The 16,093-nt window shown below is 66.9% G+C and carries 13 protein-coding genes; 4 read left to right on the plus strand and 9 right to left on the minus strand.

Annotated features, from left to right (window positions below; all coding sequences use genetic code 11):
* Window positions 1-14: 14 nt before the first annotated feature.
* The 5 genes from speB to ACFWA7_RS09215 all read right to left on the minus strand — a co-directional run bounded on the left by speB (window position 15) and on the right by ACFWA7_RS09215 (window position 6,312).
* On the minus strand, window positions 15-992 hold the full coding sequence (gene speB, locus ACFWA7_RS09195; RefSeq protein WP_385821931.1) for an agmatinase: 978 nt from the start codon (window positions 990-992) through the stop codon (window positions 15-17).
* Window positions 993-1,251: 259 nt separating this feature from the next.
* Window positions 1,252-2,037, minus strand: coding sequence for a M48 family metallopeptidase (locus ACFWA7_RS09200; protein WP_385821933.1), 786 nt, complete (start codon window positions 2,035-2,037; stop codon window positions 1,252-1,254).
* A gap of 4 nt (window positions 2,038-2,041) precedes the next feature.
* Complete coding sequence (locus ACFWA7_RS09205) at window positions 2,042-5,593, minus strand: type I restriction endonuclease subunit R (protein ID WP_385821935.1); 3,552 nt, start codon at window positions 5,591-5,593, stop codon at window positions 2,042-2,044.
* 99 nt (window positions 5,594-5,692) lie between these two features.
* On the minus strand, window positions 5,693-6,007 hold the full coding sequence (locus ACFWA7_RS09210) for a hypothetical protein (protein ID WP_385821937.1): 315 nt from the start codon (window positions 6,005-6,007) through the stop codon (window positions 5,693-5,695).
* Complete coding sequence (locus ACFWA7_RS09215) at window positions 6,004-6,312, minus strand: hypothetical protein (protein ID WP_385821939.1); 309 nt, start codon at window positions 6,310-6,312, stop codon at window positions 6,004-6,006. The genes ACFWA7_RS09210 and ACFWA7_RS09215 overlap by 4 nt, the downstream gene beginning before the upstream one ends.
* Before the next feature lie 202 nt (window positions 6,313-6,514).
* Between ACFWA7_RS09215 and ACFWA7_RS09220 the strand changes: the two genes are divergently transcribed.
* Together ACFWA7_RS09220 and ACFWA7_RS09225 are read left to right on the plus strand one after the other, a co-directional pair.
* Window positions 6,515-7,309, plus strand: a complete 795-nt coding sequence (locus ACFWA7_RS09220; protein ID WP_385821941.1) for a Scr1 family TA system antitoxin-like transcriptional regulator — start codon at window positions 6,515-6,517, stop codon at window positions 7,307-7,309.
* Complete coding sequence (locus ACFWA7_RS09225; protein WP_385821943.1) at window positions 7,302-7,520, plus strand: DUF397 domain-containing protein; 219 nt, start codon at window positions 7,302-7,304, stop codon at window positions 7,518-7,520. Before ACFWA7_RS09220 ends, ACFWA7_RS09225 begins: the two co-directional genes overlap by 8 nt.
* Before the next feature lie 513 nt (window positions 7,521-8,033).
* Here ACFWA7_RS09225 and ACFWA7_RS09230 read toward each other — a convergent pair.
* The 4 genes from ACFWA7_RS09230 to ACFWA7_RS09245 form a co-directional block, all read right to left on the minus strand.
* Entirely contained in the window at window positions 8,034-8,909 is an 876-nt protein-coding gene (locus ACFWA7_RS09230) for a restriction endonuclease subunit S (RefSeq protein ID WP_385821945.1), read from the minus strand.
* A 307-nt stretch (window positions 8,910-9,216) separates the two neighbouring features.
* Window positions 9,217-11,820: an N-6 DNA methylase gene (locus tag ACFWA7_RS09235; RefSeq protein WP_385821947.1), complete on the minus strand. Its 2,604-nt coding sequence runs from the start codon at window positions 11,818-11,820 to the stop codon at window positions 9,217-9,219.
* A gap of 93 nt (window positions 11,821-11,913) precedes the next feature.
* On the minus strand, window positions 11,914-12,573 hold the full coding sequence (locus tag ACFWA7_RS09240; protein ID WP_385821949.1) for an RloB family protein: 660 nt from the start codon (window positions 12,571-12,573) through the stop codon (window positions 11,914-11,916).
* Complete coding sequence (locus tag ACFWA7_RS09245) at window positions 12,573-13,835, minus strand: ATP/GTP-binding protein (protein WP_385821951.1); 1,263 nt, start codon at window positions 13,833-13,835, stop codon at window positions 12,573-12,575. The genes ACFWA7_RS09240 and ACFWA7_RS09245 overlap by 1 nt, the downstream gene beginning before the upstream one ends.
* A gap of 235 nt (window positions 13,836-14,070) precedes the next feature.
* Here ACFWA7_RS09245 and ACFWA7_RS09250 point away from each other — a divergent pair, with 235 nt between their 5' ends.
* Together ACFWA7_RS09250 and ACFWA7_RS09255 are read left to right on the plus strand one after the other, a co-directional pair.
* Window positions 14,071-15,228, plus strand: coding sequence for an acyl-CoA dehydrogenase family protein (locus tag ACFWA7_RS09250; protein ID WP_385546870.1), 1,158 nt, complete (start codon window positions 14,071-14,073; stop codon window positions 15,226-15,228).
* Window positions 15,225-16,085, plus strand: coding sequence for an acyl-CoA thioesterase (locus tag ACFWA7_RS09255; RefSeq protein WP_385546867.1), 861 nt, complete (start codon window positions 15,225-15,227; stop codon window positions 16,083-16,085). Before ACFWA7_RS09250 ends, ACFWA7_RS09255 begins: the two co-directional genes overlap by 4 nt.
* Window positions 16,086-16,093 lie beyond the last annotated feature (8 nt).

Here is a 16,093-nt window from a genome sequence, read left to right on the forward strand (position 1 = left end):
CTCGGCCGGGGTCGCTACGCGCCGGTGGCGCGGGCCGCCGCGATCTGCCGGGACATGATCGTCGTGAGCTCGTACGCGGTGTGGGAGGCGGCCACCGAGGTGATCTCGGCGTGGTCGTACGCCGGGGCGACCTCGACGACGTCGGCCGAGACCAGGTTGCAGGAGGCGAGGCCCCGCAGGATCTCCAGGAGCTCGCGGGAGGTCATGCCGCCCGCCTCGGGGGTGCCGGTGCCGGGGGCGTGCGCCGGGTCGAGGCAGTCGATGTCGATCGAGATGTAGAGCGGGCGGTCGCCGATGCGCTGGCGCAGCTGGTCGGCGACCTCGTCGGCGCCCCGGCGGTAGACGTCGGCCGAGGTGACGATGCCGAAGCCCATCTTCTCGTCGTCGGTCAGGTCCTGCTTGCCGTAGAGCGGGCCGCGGGTGCCGACGTGGGAGAGCGCCTCGGTGTCGAGGATGCCCTCCTCCACCGCGCGGCGGAACGGGGTGCCGTGGGTGTACTCGGCGCCGAAGTAGGTGTCCCAGGTGTCCAGGTGCGCGTCGAAGTGGAGCAGCGCGACCGGGCCGTGCTTCTTGGCGACCGAGCGCAGCAGCGGCAGCGCGATGGTGTGGTCGCCGCCGAGCGTCATCAGCCGGGCGCCGGTGGAGAGGAGGTCGTCGGCGGCGGCCTCGATCGTGTCGACGGCCTCGTTGATGTTGAACGGGTTGGCCGCGATGTCACCGGCGTCGGCGACCTGGGCCAGCGCGAAGGGCGAGGCGTCCTGGGCCGGGTTGTACGGGCGAAGCAGCCGGGAGGCCTCGCGGATGGCGTTGCCGCCGAAGCGGGCGCCGGGGCGGTAGGAGACCCCGCTGTCGAAGGGCACGCCGACCACGGCGACGTCGGCGGTGCCGACCTCGTCGAGGCGGGGCAGCCGGGCGAAGGTCGCGGGGCCGGCGTAGCGGGGGACGCGGGAGGAATCGATGGGTCCGCGGGGCGTGGTGGGCTCGCTGCTCATGCCCCCAGCGTAGGTAGCGCTACGGAATTCGCACATGTACGTTCCCGAGGGCGCGGGCCTCGGTTTTGGCCAGGTCGTACACATGGCAGGCGGTTCCGCCCTTCGCTGCACGGCAGCAGCGCCCGGTGACGGTAGGCATCGGCCGCACGACTGCTCACCTGCGACGTCGGATCACAGCCTGTTCGACTACGGACGACAAGTTGTGCTGTGTTTTGCTCTCGACACTCTGCGTCCCCCAGCCTCATTCGCGGATTTTCAGCTACGCGATGCCGCCCATCCACATGCGCCGCCCAAGTTCGTCCAGCTCAGCCCGCCGCTCGTCGTACTCAGGCAGAGCCCGTCCAAGCAGCCGCCAGAAATCCGCCCCATGCCCGGGCACACTCACATGGGCAAGCTCGTGGGCGATCACATAGTCGACAAGATGCATGGGCAGCTGGAACAACGGCCAGCCCAGACGCATACGGCCTACTCCACCCGCTGTTGCCGGGGGCAGGTAGCTTCCCCAGCGGCCTCCGAGATCCGATACGTCCACCATCGGCTCGGCGACCCCCATACGCGCCGCCCACGGCTGGATCCGGCCCTCAGCCCACTGCCGACCGACCCGGCAGTACCAGCCGACGAGCGCAGACCGGCCCTGGGACGGATCCATGGCCTGCACGTCGCTGAGGACTAGGCGACCGGCGACAAGGCGGACCATGCCGTCGTCCGGACGGTCGGCATCGACGGCCAGCCGGTATGTGCGCCCCAGGTAGCGGAACGCCTCCCCTTCGACAAATCGCTTGGGTGGGTTCAGCGGTCGTGTCTTTTCGCGCAGCGCCTGTTTGGCCACGACCCAGGACCGGTGCGCCCGGACGAAATCCGCCGCGTCGGCGGCTGCGCGCCCCTGAGGCGCGTGCAGGGTGACCTCGGCGTCAAGCTCCACCGTGAGCGCGAACCGTTTACGCCGGGGGCTGACGCGCACGTTGAATGCCAGACCGTCGACGGCGAGCCGGTCGCCCTCAGTGAGGGCGACCGGCGAAGCCGAGTCGACGGTGGTGGCGGTCACCCGCCTATTCTCCCCTCAGCCTCGCCCGGAACCACTCCTGATTGCTGTTGGCGTGGGCGGCGAGTCCTTGCGCCAGCGCACGAAGCGCCCCCCAGTCCGAGCCGACCGGCCGCATCCGCCCCTTGACCAGCTCCATCTCGATCTTGCTGGCGAGAAGGCTGATGTCCTGGTCCTGGCTCTGGTACGAAGCCTTGGCCATGGTCTCCGCCGCCGTGTCGCACACCGCTCCGGCCACGGCCCGCAGATCCGACTCGCTCGCGTCGATATCCGGATTGTCCACCGCGTCCTTGTCGAGCAGGCGATAGACCACCTGCTCCAGCCTCGTCAGTCCCGCCAGCCTCGGATCCTCCTCGGTCTCACGGCGCACCTGCTCGAAGAGCGGACCGAACTCCTGGATCTGCTCCTCGAACCGCCCAGGCATCTCTCGCAGGATCTCCTCCAGCCGTTCCGAGAGCCGGGTGTACTTCTCCGGGTCCTCCCGCTTCACCCGCTCTTCCAAGTGGAAGCGCAGCGCGTGCCCCATCTCTGCCGCGGCCTCACGCACGGGCATGGCCCGTACCTTCTCGTCGAACAGCGGCGAAGCCAGCGATACGGGCGCGATCACCTGGTCGATCTCCGGACCTTCCAGATGCTCGGCGATCATCGAGCGCACCTTGCGCCCGTACATACGCATAGTGAAGGACCCGCCTGCGGCATCGCGGTGGAGGGTGCGGATACGCTTCTGCAGCAGGCCCCAGCGGCGGGCTTCACCCACGTAGTCAAGTCCGCGCTCGTGCGGCAGCACGCGCTCCAGTGTGGCGAGGAACTCGTGCAGCACCTCATCGAAGCCGAGGCGGACCGATTCGTCGTCGAAGGCCAGGGCCGCGGAGCGCACCGCGGAGAAGTCGACGAGGTCGGCGTCGCTGACCCCGGCCTGATCGAGCAGGTACCGGCGTGCCGCGTCCGCCGCCGGTTCCAGGCCGTCGATCTCCTCAGACATGCTGCGCATAGTGTCGTCGACGTCGTCCTGCCGGTAGTCGGCGAGCGCACCGCTCAGATGCTCGAAGACCCCGTAGTAATCGACGACATACCCGATCTCCTTGCCCCGCATGGGGCGATTCACCCGGGCCACGGCCTGGAGCAGCTCGGCATCCCGGATCGGCCGGTCCAGGTAGAGCGCCTGCTCACGCGGGGCGTCGAAACCCGTGAGCAGCATGGACTTGACGATCAGGAAGGCGATAGGGCTTTCGGGGTGCACGGGATCGGGTTCGGCAGCTGGCTTACCGCCTTCCGTGCCCTCCTGGGACCATGGGTTGCCCCCAGTGTCCACCGTAACCTGGGGGCCGTTCGCCGGGGAGTGGAACGGCGTGGCGATGACCCAGTCGGGCTCCGGCTGCAGAGCCGGGAAAGCCTGGTGGAACCGCTCGATGTACGCGGCCTGCCGCACTGGATCCGTCCAGTGCAGCCACTCACGCCGCTTGCGCTCCGTGCCGGGCGAGACGACCGGCACGAAGTCGATACGCCGCAGCAGCGAACGGAACTGATACGCCTGGAAGAGGTAGCGGGTCCGCCGGGGCAGCTCCTCGACCGGTCTTCCGCTGACCGACTCCGGACGGAACGCGGCCAGCTCCGCCAGTAGGACGTCCCGAGCCGCCCTCAGAGCGTGGTGGTATTCGACGGCCGCCTTCCGGCTGACCGCCGCGACCTGCGCCTTGAAACCACCGCTGGCCAGCACGGTCATCACCCAGTGCTCCAGCATGTCCTCGGCCTTGGCGCGGATCATCGGCGTCGACTCGGCGACGTCTCTCTCGGTGGGCCACCGGTCGAGCAACTCACGCCGCTCTTCGTCAGTGCGGTCGCGGATGAGGTCCTCGAAGCGCCGGTCCAGGCCCTCGCGGTCGTGAACCGTCCCCTCACCGGTGCGTCCCTCGTAGCGGATACGGACGACCACGCCGTCGTGCTCGGCGTCCGCCATACGGTACTCGTCGAGGAACCCCCGGTCAGGACCGCCGCTGAAGATCCGGCGCGTGTCCTCGGCCTTGCCGGTCATGATGGGCGTGCCGGTGAAACCGATCTTCGCCGCGTTGGGAATCGCCTTGCGCAGGGCCGCGTGCAGCAGGCTCGTGTGGGACCGGTGAGCCTCGTCGACGAGGACGAGGATGTCGGGAGAGGTGTTGCACTCGGGGAAGTTCGGCACTGGCGGCAGTTTCGCGGCGCGCCGCTCCCGCCGGGCCTTCTCCGCGTCGTCGTACTCGGCGGCAAGGTCCCGGTCGTCGCCGTCGCCGTCCGCTTCGGCGACGAAGGTGAACCCGCCGGCCCCGTACTTCTGGATCATCGCGAACACGACCCGCCGACCGCCGTCCCGCAGCAGCCCTTCCACCTGGGTCGCGGTCCTGGCCGTCTCCACCTCGGACTCGCTCAGCCTCAGGGTGCTGGCGAGCTGTTCCTGCAACTGGGTCCGGTCCGTGACCACGACCACCGTGAACTCGCTCAGCCGGTGGTGCAGATGCATCCGGCGTACGAGGAACGTCATGGTCAGGCTCTTGCCGGAGCCCTGGGTGTGCCAGATGACACCCCCTCGCTCGTCATCGAGGACCTGACCGCCGCGCACCTTTCCGGTGAGCAGCTTGCGGACCGCCTTCTCGGCGGCCCGGTACTGCTGGTGCCGCGCGACTGCCTTGACCGTGCGGATGCCGCCCGACTCGTTCGCGACAGGGAGCGGGATGATGTAGTGCCGGACGATCCGGAGCAGCGCCTCCGGACGCAGAACGACACCCACCAGCTTGTGGCGCTCGTTGAGCTTGCCACCACTGCCCGGGACTTCGGCGGCGAGTACCGCCCGGTCCTCCGGCTCGACGCTCCGCCAGGGGTGGAAGTGTGCCGGAGTGGAAGTGATCGTGCCGAGATAGGCAGTCTCCGCCGTCGCGGCCACGAGCAGCTGCACGGTACGGAAGAGTTCCGGAACCCCGGCGGGCAGCGGCAGACTGCCACCTTCGCGCTCGTCTTCGGAGAGGGGAGATCCGGCATAGTGCCGCAGATCGAGGACAGCACTGCGGATCGGGTCGGCGAGGTCCGGGCTCTTGCACTCGACGGCGACGAGCGGAATGCCGTTCACGAAGAGGACGATGTCGAGGATCGACACGTCACCGGACCGGTTCCGTACGCGAAGCTGGTCGACGACGGTGAACTTGTTGCGGTCGGCACGCTCCTCGTGCCACTCGATGTACTGGACGGTGGCGGATGATCCGCCGTGTGCGGCGGACGGGCCGGCGAGCAGCAGACCGCTGAGGAGAAAGTCGGTGGCGGCGAAGTTGGCCTTGTCCACACCATGGCCGAGGGAGACAGCGGCCAACTCGGAGATGGACCGCCTGATGTCGGTCTCGTCCATCCACGGCTGGCCGTCGTCGGCGCGGAGGTTGATACGTCGCAGTGCCACGGCGAGCTGTTCAGTGAGGAACGGGGCACCGACATCGAGCGTGCCGACGTCCTTGCCGGGGAGGTGCGTCCAGCCCATCTTCGTGAGCTGCGCGACGGTCGGCCGCTCCACCTCGTCCCGCTCGACCTGCATCCCCGCCATGCCCCCACACCCCTCGCGCGTTCACCACACCGTGCAGGCGGTCTATTCTGCGCGATGGGCGAGGGGCAGGCGAGGATTCCGGCCGCCGGACAGTTCCGACTACTCGGGGTGATCGGTGCGAACGGAGGCCGCCGCCAGCTGTGCGCCCCGGCTGCGCGCGATGCGGTGCACGTCGCGTAGGGACTCCGCGAGGACGGCGACGACGTAGCGAAGTTGCTCGGGGGTGGCCGAGCAATCGCTCAACAGGTCCTCGGTGTGGGCGAGGAGGTCGGCAGCCATGCCGAGCCGCACGCTCTCGATGTTGTCGGCGACGCGGGAGACGTAGCCTGCGCCGTCCCCGATGAGGTAGCAGCGCTTGCCATCGGCGCCGGTCCAGGGGAGCAGGCGGGCGGCGTGCCTAGGATGCCGGATCATGCCATCACCTCCCTTCCGTGGATGACGCGGGGACCGATGTCGATGCCATGCACAGCGAGCCAGAGGGCCCGGCGCCGAGCGCACTGGCGACGGGCCTCGGCCTGACGGCGCTCGTGGGCGAGGAGGTAGGGCCGGACGAGCGGGCTGTCCTCACCTCGGAAGTACGGCTCGGGAGCGTGGGCGGGCCTGGGCGGGCACGGCACGGGGAGGCGGTGCGCGGTGCAGGGCGGGTGGTGGTGTGCGGGCGGCGGGGGCCACAGGAGCCGTAGCAGCGGGTCGAGCAGCCGGGCGATACAGTGCAACACGTCGTCAACTCCTGGCTAGTTGAAGGCCACGCCCCCGGACCGATCGCCTCGGTCGCGGGGGTCTTGCGTGTGTGGCTCCGCCGGGCTCATCCGCCCCGCCGGAACTTCACTCTGTAGCGATGCCCTCACAGCGTGAGACCGGCAGGGCTAGGCTGACCAGGGGGTCGGGCGTGACGGAGCGTTTGTCACAAGGGAGTTGACGATGAGCAACATCTACGGGGAATGGCTGAAGGCTCAACGCGAGGCCGCCGGCCTCACCCAGCAAGAACTGGCCGACCTCGCGTTCATGTCCCGCTCGCACATCGCCCACATCGAGGCGGGCCGCCGCATTCCGTCGAGGCAGGACGCGCAACAGCTGGACAGGGCACTAGGCACGGGGAATGTGCTGACCAGCTTCCTGCCACAGGAAGACGTGGCGGTCGCGGACTACTTCGAGGCGGCGCTGGAGCTTGAGCAGCAGGCGACGGTGATCCATGAGTTTGCGCTGTCCCTCGTACCTGGCGTCCTCCAAGCGGAGGGGTACGCCCGTGCGGTTCTGCGACCGAGCGCCACTCCGCGGAGTGAAGAGGAATGTGACAGGCTCCTCGTCACACGGTTGGAGCGAGGAAAAGTTCTGTCCGACCCCGTCAGTCCGCTATTTTGCGCCCTCCTGGACGAGGCGGTACTGCGCCGCCACGTCGGGAGCCCGGAGATCATGGCGGAGCAACTGACCCACATCATCGGCATGGTGGAGTGCGAGCGGGTCCGCGTGCACGTACTACCCTTCGGGGCGGGCTATCACCCGCTGCTCCAGGGGATGCTGTCGCTGATGATGTTCGACGACCAGCCTCCAGTCGCCTACGGCGAGGGCGTGCTCATGGGCAAACTGCACGACTCGCCCGCCCTGGTCGAGACCTTGCAGCAGACATACACTCTCGCCTTGGGCGACGCGCTCCCCCGCAAGGAGTCGCTCGCCCTACTGAGGGCGAGTGCAAAGGAATACGGGCATCATGACTGACCGCACCATCCCGAACGCAGCTGCACTGAGCGGCTGGCGCAAGTCGTCGTACAGCAGCGGAGATGGCGGCACCTGCGTTGAGGTGCTGGACGACTACCCGTCGGGGGTTCCAGTCCGCGACTCCAAAGCCCCAAACGGCCCCGCCCTCGTCTTCCCCACGCAGAGTTGGACGGTCTTCATCTCCTCGATCCAGGGCACCACTCACCCTTGAGTCTCAAAAATCGCGGTCGCGGCGCTGTCTCAGCACTTTTCAGCCAGTACCTTCATCCCGTTTTGCGCCTTCTGTCGTCGACTTCGTCAACGCACTGCCCCAGCCCGCCTGATGACCGCTAGCGTCGTCATCAAGTCCAGAGTGGCTGACTCTCCCCTGCCGCATCACACTCAAGCCGCCCTACATTTGATGGCAACAAAGCCTCAAAGAGGCGGCGCGAGTTCACGCAGGGAGAAAACATGAGACGCAAAAATAACCAAACGGAAGTCGACGCGACAGGGAGCGGCAGGGAAAATGATTCCAGTCGAGCCCTCAAGTTGATCGCAACGTCCATCATCCAGGCTTTCGGTGCCACAATCGGGGCTATCATCTCCACCGCGTTAGTGATGGCGATAACAGTTGCCCCGAGCCCAAGCAGCGCGGGATCCTGCTCGGACATCCGAGTGGCAGACAGAAACAACTGAAGGCTCCGGGGTGGCGACCCAAACAGTCACCACCCCGTGATGGATCAACTCACCAATCACGGAGCGCACGCTCAAGCACACCCCTCTCCACCTTTTTCAACTTGGTCAGTTCTCGAACCTCCTTCTCGATAGTCGAATCATAGGAATCGAACAGTTCAACGACCTTCTTCTGCTCGAAAATTGGCGGGCACGGAATAGGCATCACCTTAACCTGCGACAGGCCAACGGAGGCAAGGTTCGTCGTCTGCTTTGCCACACTCATGAAGTACCCACGCCCAGGCCGGGACATCAGATACAAAGCCAAGTATTCCGGAATAATTTTCGATTCAAGGCAACGCACGCGAAAGATATGATTCTGATGCAGGCACGGATCGATTCGGCCGTCCCAGACGCCACCGCGGCCGAGCTTATCCAGGTCGCCACCTTCTGTGAGCAGAACATCACCGCGCTTTAGGCGAAACTTCGATGCATCGAATGCAGCCACCCTCATAGACTTCATGTCACGCGTATCGAAATATCCCTCTTGAACGTTTGCCACCCGCAAGTAAGGGATATCTACACCACCGACGCCAGCTGTGACACCACCAAGAGCAACTCCTCCAGAGACCTGTGCCACGCTCTCCAATGGGAGCATCGGCGAATTAAAGCCACCAGTGCCGCCACCAAATACTCTATCCAGCTCCCCCCGGTGAATGTTCGTCCATTTCGCAATCGACGATCTACTGATTCTTTCCAGCCCCAGAAGATCATCCAATACGGAGATAGTGTGGCGCTGCTCTGCGATAGGAGGCATTGGGATCTGAAACTTGACCAACTCTGATCGAGATAGCTCTACTTGATTCGTGGAGCCAACAAAACAGTGGGATTCGAGATATCTCTGCCCCTCAGCGGAGCCGAGAATTACGTCGATCCAGCGCGGTTCCACGACATCTCGCCTTGCACGGAGAACGGTCACGTGTGAATCGACCACGTACGTTCCCTCGGCATCGAAGACGCAGCTGCGACCGATCGTGCCAGCGCCTGTCGAGTTGAGCAAGACATCGCCGACATTGGCTACAAGACTTCTGCTGAGCGACTTCGGATCGTGTGGTCTGGCTGCCTCTGGCCTAAAGCCATCAGCCCGTACGCACCTCTGCCCGACCACTCGAACATCACTGTGGTCTACGTACGAGGGTGCCGTGCCACGTCGCAGCAAGCTCGTAACGTCGGCAAGTGAACGTGTCATCACCCTGTCACTCATGACCCAGTTCCCTCATACGGTCGCCCAATCGTGAAGCGACAAGATCGCGCTCCGCGCGGATCTCCCTCAGCGAAACCGCGTACTTGTCGGCCCACACCCCACAAACGTCGACCAACTCCCGCCGACGCCGTACCACATGACCCTCCAGCTTCCCCGCCAGGTCGTCCCGCAGCAGCTCCAGGACCACCCGGCGCTCCCCCTCCGGGTCCTCCGCGTACCGCTTCCGCGCCGCGATCAGCCTCGGCGGGTCCTCCGTCAGCTTCGACGGGTCCGGCCACGGGGTGAACCAGAACTCCGCCTCAAGCTTCTTGAGGCGCGCCGCGGCCTTCGTACGTTCCTTCTTCACGTGCGCCAGCTCCGCCAACTGCTCCACGCTTAGCTCGACCTGTTCCCGTGTGACAGCGTCCTCGTTACCCTCGCCCTCGCCGTCCTCCGCCGACTCCGAAGGCTCCGCATTGAGTTCCTTCCAACGCGCGTCCAGCTCCGCCTTGCGCGCGTCCGCCTCCGCCAGCTGTGTCAGGAACTCGGGGACGATCGCCGCGACCACCTTGTGGTCGTACGCCTGACGGCGTTCCGCCGCCGTGCGCTTGCGCAGCTTCCTCGTCTTCGGGTCCTGCTCGGGCGCCAACATCGTCTCGACGTTCTCGACCCAACCGTCGAGGACGCCGGCAAAGCCGTTCTCCGACAGGGCCAGCAGGTCGTACTTGGCCTCATACCACCAGCCGGCCACCGCACCCGCGAGGGCGTACCGGTCGAGCAGACCGATCCCCCCGAGGCGCTTCACGAAAGACTCGATCAGCGAGCCCCGTACGGCCATCAGCGCCGCCTTGCGCTCCGAGGCCGTCAGTTCGGCCAGGCGCCCGGGGGTGGCGGCCACGGCCTCCAGGTGGCGGGCCTCCTCGTCCCACCACTTGGCGAAGGCGATCCGCAGCGCCTCCTCACGGGGACGCGCCAGCTCCGCAAGGCGGGCCGCATCCGGGCGCTCGTCCTGCGGGAGGAAGTCCACGTACGCCGGGTCCATCGGCTCCCGCTCCACGAACAGGTCTTCCAACCGGAGCCCGTACGCGTCGAGCAGCTCCTGCTTCGCCTCGATCTCCGCGCGCGGCATGCCGCCCATCAGGTGCGCCCGCACGTCCTGCGGCTCCGGCGGGGGCGTGTTGTCGACGTAACGGCGGATGTTGAGGTTGTAGTCGTTCTCCCGCAGTTCCTCGCGCTTGACCACCCGTGCGAAGCCGGGCACGTCCTCGTACGCACGGTACGTGGTGACGATCTTCTCCGCGTGCTCGGGCAGCAGCACGTTCTGCGCCCGCTCCGCATGGAACTCGCGGTCGGCGTTGACGAAGAGGATCTGGCCCTCCCGCTTGGCGTCCTTCTTGCCGGGCGGGCGGAGCACCAGGATGCAGGCGGGGATGCCCGTGCCGTAGAAGAGGTTCGGGGCGAGGCCGATGACGGCCTCGACCGCGTCCTTCTCGATCAGCTCGGCGCGGATGTCCCGCTCACCGCCGCCTCGGAAGAGCACGCCGTGCGGCATGACGGTGATGACCATGCCGCCGCGCCCTTCCTGCTTGGTCATCCAGAGCATGTGCTGGAGGAACATCAGGTCGGCCTTGCCGCGCTCACTCGTCGCGCCGTAGGCCGCTCGGTCCGCCTTGTGCGGGTAGTTCTCGTACGAGTAGTCCATGGAGAACGGCGGATTGCTCAGCACGCCGTCATACCGGTCCTTGTCCGACCTCGGCGCGTGCGCAGGCTCCGACAAGGTGTCGCCGGTCCGCAGGTCGAAGCGGGTACTGACACCGTGCAACACCATGTTCATCGTGGACATGATCCAGGAGCCGCTGTTGGCGTCCTGGCCCGCGAAGAACATGTCCGAGGCGTCTCCGCCGTGCTCCTCCACGTACTCCTTGGCGTGGATGAGCATGCCGCCCGAGCCGACGCAGGGGTCGTAGATGCGCGTACCGTGCCGGGGGTTGAGCAGTTCGACCATCATGCGCACCACCGCACGGGGGGTGTAGAACTCACCGCCCTTCCGACCGGCCGTGTCGGCGAACTCCTTGATCAGATACTCGTACGCCGCACCGATCAGGTCCGGGAACTCGAAGTCGTCCGTCCTCAGACGCACCCGCCCGAAGTGGGCGATCAGTAGCTTCAGTCGCTGGTCGGCGAGCTTCGCCGCACCGGCTGCGGCACCCGAGCCACCGATTCGGTTGAAGTCGAGCTGGTCGAAGAGGCCCTTGAGCTTGCTGTTCTGCCCTTCAAGCGCTTGGAGCGCGGGGCGCAGTCGCTCCTCGTTGATGTTGTGGGTGCCGGAGGAGATCCACTTCCAGCGGGCGTTCTTCGGGACGAAGAGGACTTCGCAGTCACTGTAGGGAGTCGGGTTCTCCAGGAAGGTCTCCAGCACCTCCCCGGTCATTCCGTGATCGTTCTCACCCTGCTCCCTGATCCGCTCGCGCGCCGCCTCGAACTCGTCGTTGGCACGCTTCAGGAACAGCAGGCCGAAGATGTAGTCCTTGTACTCGGAGGCGTCCATCGTGCCGCGGAGAATGTCCGCGGCAGCAAACAGATGCCGCTCCAGCTGCGCGAGCGTGAGCTTGGCCACGTCACCGTCTTCCCTACGACCCGATACGACGAGGGAACCCTACGGCGCGACGGGCACCAGGTGATAACCGCGGGCCCGTGCCGTCACTCCCTGTCAGTATTGGGTGATGCCGAGGCCCTTCTCGACGAACTCGTACACATCCGTGTACGGATCGCGCTGTTCCATCGCCTTGTGCGCAGGATGCTGGGCGTTCATCTCCTGCGCCCGCTTCTTCGCCCGGGCAAAACTGCCCCGCGGGAGCTGTTCGGGCAGTACGTTCTTGATGTTCTCGACGCTGTTCGCGAAGGGGAGCTGGTTCACCGCCTCCCCGCACACGCCACCGAAGGTGCCGTGGACCGGTTTGTGGTGGAGCAGCCGCCAGACCTCGAAGCACGGGTGTGAGAAGGCGATCTGCACCCCCGCCTCTTTGGCCAGCTTGAAGGCGGCCGGAATCTGCTGGTGCTCGTCCCGGTCGAACAGGCACCAGACTTCCGGCCAGAACTTCTCGGCGAGCTTCGCCTTCTTCGCGGCCCGTGTCTCCTCGCGCATAACCCGGACCGCCGCTTCGACCAGGGTGATGGGCTTGCGCTGCGACCCGGGCGCGGACTGGTTGGCGATCCGGACCTCGATGCCGGTCGCGCTGGCCTTGCCGCGCACGATCTCGATGTACTGGGGCTCGGTGACCCGGCCCTCGGTGAAGACATGAACGATCTTGTTCCGCCGCTGCCCCTTGCTTGCGGGCCCCAGCGAGTCCTTCCCCCTCGTACGCGCCATCAGCTGCCGCTCCGCTCCGCCTCGTACTCGCGTTCCCGATCATTCACTGCCAGCAGCCGTCGCGCGAGCTGTCCTTCCAGCAGGGACGGGACAGCCCCGAACGCTCCGGCGAGGTAGGACTTCATCAGGTCCTCGTCCTCCCCCGGGGACGCCGAGACCAACGGATACAGCTGCGTCGCCCCTTCCTCGTCCTTCTCCGTGAGCCAAACTTGGGCGGGCTCCAGCAGGCGCCCTCCGCTCGGCGTGGTGAGGACGGAGGGATCATGCGAGGTGAAGACGAGCTGTGCACCCTTGGCGTTGGCCTGAGGGTCATGGAAGAGCCTGATGACCTCGGCAGCGAAGCGCGGGTGCAGGCTGGCGTCGAGCTCATCGACCAGCAGCACGGCTCCCTCGTCCAGAGCCAGCAGCATCGGACCGAGCAGAGCGAACCAGGAACGGGTGCCGTAGGACTCGTGTCTCCAGTCGAGTGAGACATCTCCTGCGGCGGACCGATGGGTGAGCCGGACCTCCGGACGGCCCTTGCCCCCCTCGACCGTCTCCGCACCGGTGATTCCGAGGTCCGCGACCCGCAGCAGTTCGTTGATGCGACGGGCCCGGGCGCCCGACAGCTGACGCGTCGTAAACATCTCCCGTTCCTGGCGCTCGCCCTCGGGATCAATCAGCCAGAGGTTCCGACGGAACCAGTGGAACAACGGGGTGAGCTGCGGATGATTGTCGGTACCCGCTGTCGACAGCACCAAGGCGTTCGGCCGGGTACGCCGCTCCAGGCCGGCGCGGTCCTTCACCCGGGCCCCGGGCCAGTCGTAGACCTTGGGGCGCGAGGCATCGCGGTCCAGCCACACCTGCCGGTGGCCACGGGGGTAGCTGTGCAGCCACTCGGCCTCGACGCGCTCCGCCCCCAGCTCGAAACCGTACGCCCAGCGGACCCCGTCGAGGACGAGGTCCACCTCGTAGAAGCTCGACTCTGTCTCCCCCTTGGGATTCAGGGCGAAAGGAACACGGTCCGTTCCCTCGTACGAAGCCCAGCGCGCGTACGAGTTCTGCACCGCATTGCTCATGGCCGTCATCGCGGCGAGAACGTTTGACTTGCCCGAAGCGTTGGCGCCGAAGACTCCGATTAGGGGAAGCACGTAGATCGCGCCCCCCGCGAGGTCGACGCGCCGTGCAGCAGCAGCGCTCGGCTCGTCCTCGGACACGACGAACATCAGCTCCTGTTCGTCGCGCAGTGACCGCACGTTGGCCGTGCGGAATCTCAGCAGCATCCAGGCCCCTCTCCGCCGCCAGCGTAGTGTCTGGCTACGACAGTGGCGCGTCCAGGTGCGTGCACCGCTTGGACGACATGGACGTCCGTACCGAGCTGTGGCTGGCACTGCGAAGTACGGCCGGAAGTGCTGAGGCTCACTCTGGACAGTGTGAGTGACCGCCGGGTAACTTCGTATTTCAAACTCTGAGCAAGCGCTTAGCCAAAGTCGCCGCCACCGTCGAAGGAGAGGCTCCGTGCGCCGTACGGTATTCAACGAGGACCACGAGGCGTTCCGGGAGACCATCCGGGCCTTCATCGAGGCCGAGGTCGTCCCGGTCTACGACGAGTGGTTCGCCGCCGGCCAGGCGCCGCGCGACTTCTACTACAAGCTCGCCGAGCTGGGTGTCTTCGGCATCCGCGTCGACGAGGAGTTCGGCGGCGCCGGCATCGAGTCGTACAAGTTCGAAGCCGTGATGTACGAGGAGACCGCCCGCGCGGGCGTCCAGTTCGGCGGCTCCGGCGTGCACGTGCTGCTCGGCCTGCCGTACATCAAGATGCTCGCCGACGACGAGCAGAAGAAGCGCTTCCTGCCGAAGTTCGTCTCCGGCGAGGAGATGTGGGCCCTGGCGATGACCGAGCCGGGCACCGGCTCCGACCTCGCGGGCATGAAGACCACCGCGAAGCTCTCCGAGGACGGCACGCACTACGTCCTCAACGGTGCCAAGACCTTCATCACCGGCGGCGTCCACGCGGACCGCGTCATCGTCTGCGCCCGCACCGCCGCCCCCACCGCCGAGGACCGCCGCCACGGCATCTCGCTGTTCGCCGTGGACACCAAGTCCGAGGGCTACTCCATCGGCCGCAAGCTCGACAAGCTCGGCCTGAAGACCTCCGACACCGCCGAGCTGGCGTTCGTCGACGTGAAGGTCCCGGTCGAGGACCTCCTCGGCGAGGAGAACAAGGGCTTCTACTACCTCGGCCACAACCTCGCCTCCGAGCGCTGGGGCATCGCCTTCGGCGCCTACGCGCAGGCCAAGGCCGCCGTCCGGTTCGCCAAGGAGTACGTCCAGGAGCGCACCGTCTTCGGCAAGCCGGTCGCGCACTTCCAGAACACCAAGTTCGAGCTGGCCGCCTGCCAGGCCGAGGTGGACGCCGCCGAGGCGGTCGCCGACCGCGCCCTGGAGGCCCTGGACGCGGGCGAGCTCACCCCGGCCGAGGCCGCCTCCGCCAAGCTGTTCTGCACCGAGGTCGCCCACCGCGTCATCGACAAGTGCCTCCAGCTGCACGGCGGTTACGGCTTCATGAACGAGTACCCCATCGCCCGTCTGTACGCCGACAACCGCGTCAACCGGATCTACGGCGGCACCAGCGAGATCATGAAGACGATCATCGCCAAGGACATGGGTCTGTGACCGAGGCTCTGGATGCCCTGCTCGATCTGCTCGACCTGGAGCAGATCGAGCGGGACTACTTCCGGGGCCGCTCACGCTCGGCGCTCGTGCCCCGCGTCTTCGGGGGGCAGGTGGCGGCGCAAGCACTGGTCGCCGCCGGCCGCACCGTCCCCGGGGACCGCCTCGCGCACTCCCTGCACGCGTACTTCCTGCGCGCCGGGGACCCGGGCGCACCGATCGTCTACATGGTCGACCGCATCCGCGACGGCCGCTCCTTCACCACCCGAAGGGTGGTGGCGGTCCAGCACGGGCACCCGATCTTCCACCTCTCCGCGTCGTTCCAGACGTACGAGGAGGGTCTGGAGCACCAGGCGGACATGCCGCCCGCTCCGGACCCCGAGTCGCTCCCGACTGCGGCCGAGATGCTGCCGCGCCATCTGCCCGCCGACGTCGCGGCGCGCCTGGTCGAGGCCCGCGCGGCCGTCGACCTGCGCTACGCCGACGTGCCGCCGTGGGGCAGCGTCGGCACCCCGCGCGAGCCCCGCTCGCAGGTCTGGTTCCGTACGAACGGCAAGCTCGCGGACGACCCCCTGCTGCACATCGTGCTCGCCACCTACGTCTCCGACATGACGCTGCTCGACTCGGTGCTGCTCGCGCACGGCCGCGGCGGCTGGGCGGTCGGGGACGTGGTGGGCGCGTCCCTGGACCACGCGATGTGGTTCCACCGGCCGTTCCGGGCCGACGAATGGCTCCTGTACGACCAGGAGTCACCGTCGGCCTCGGCGGGCCGGGGCCTGGGCCAGGCCCGGATCTACACCCAGGACGGCCGCCTCGCCGTCACGGTGATCCAGGAGGGCGTGGTGCGGGTACCGCGGTAGGCCTTGAG

The sequence above is a fragment of the Streptomyces sp. NPDC059994 genome, from assembly GCF_042737755.1.
GTDB lineage: Bacteria > Actinomycetota > Actinomycetes > Streptomycetales > Streptomycetaceae > Streptomyces.

What these genes read in the sequence shown, in the direction of transcription:
- speB (WP_385821931.1), bottom strand. Translation starts at nt 992, where the DNA reads ATGAGCAGCGAGCCCACCACGCCCCGCGGACCCATCGATTCCTCCCGC.
- ACFWA7_RS09205 (WP_385821935.1), bottom strand. Translation starts at nt 5,593, where the DNA reads ATGGCGGGGATGCAGGTCGAGCGGGACGAGGTGGAGCGGCCGACCGTC.
- ACFWA7_RS09210 (WP_385821937.1), bottom strand. Translation starts at nt 6,007, where the DNA reads ATGATCCGGCATCCTAGGCACGCCGCCCGCCTGCTCCCCTGGACCGGC.
- ACFWA7_RS09220 (WP_385821941.1), top strand. Translation starts at nt 6,515, where the DNA reads ATGAGCAACATCTACGGGGAATGGCTGAAGGCTCAACGCGAGGCCGCC.
- ACFWA7_RS09225 (WP_385821943.1), top strand. Translation starts at nt 7,302, where the DNA reads ATGACTGACCGCACCATCCCGAACGCAGCTGCACTGAGCGGCTGGCGC.
- ACFWA7_RS09240 (WP_385821949.1), bottom strand. Translation starts at nt 12,573, where the DNA reads ATGGCGCGTACGAGGGGGAAGGACTCGCTGGGGCCCGCAAGCAAGGGG.
- ACFWA7_RS09245 (WP_385821951.1), bottom strand. Translation starts at nt 13,835, where the DNA reads ATGCTGCTGAGATTCCGCACGGCCAACGTGCGGTCACTGCGCGACGAA.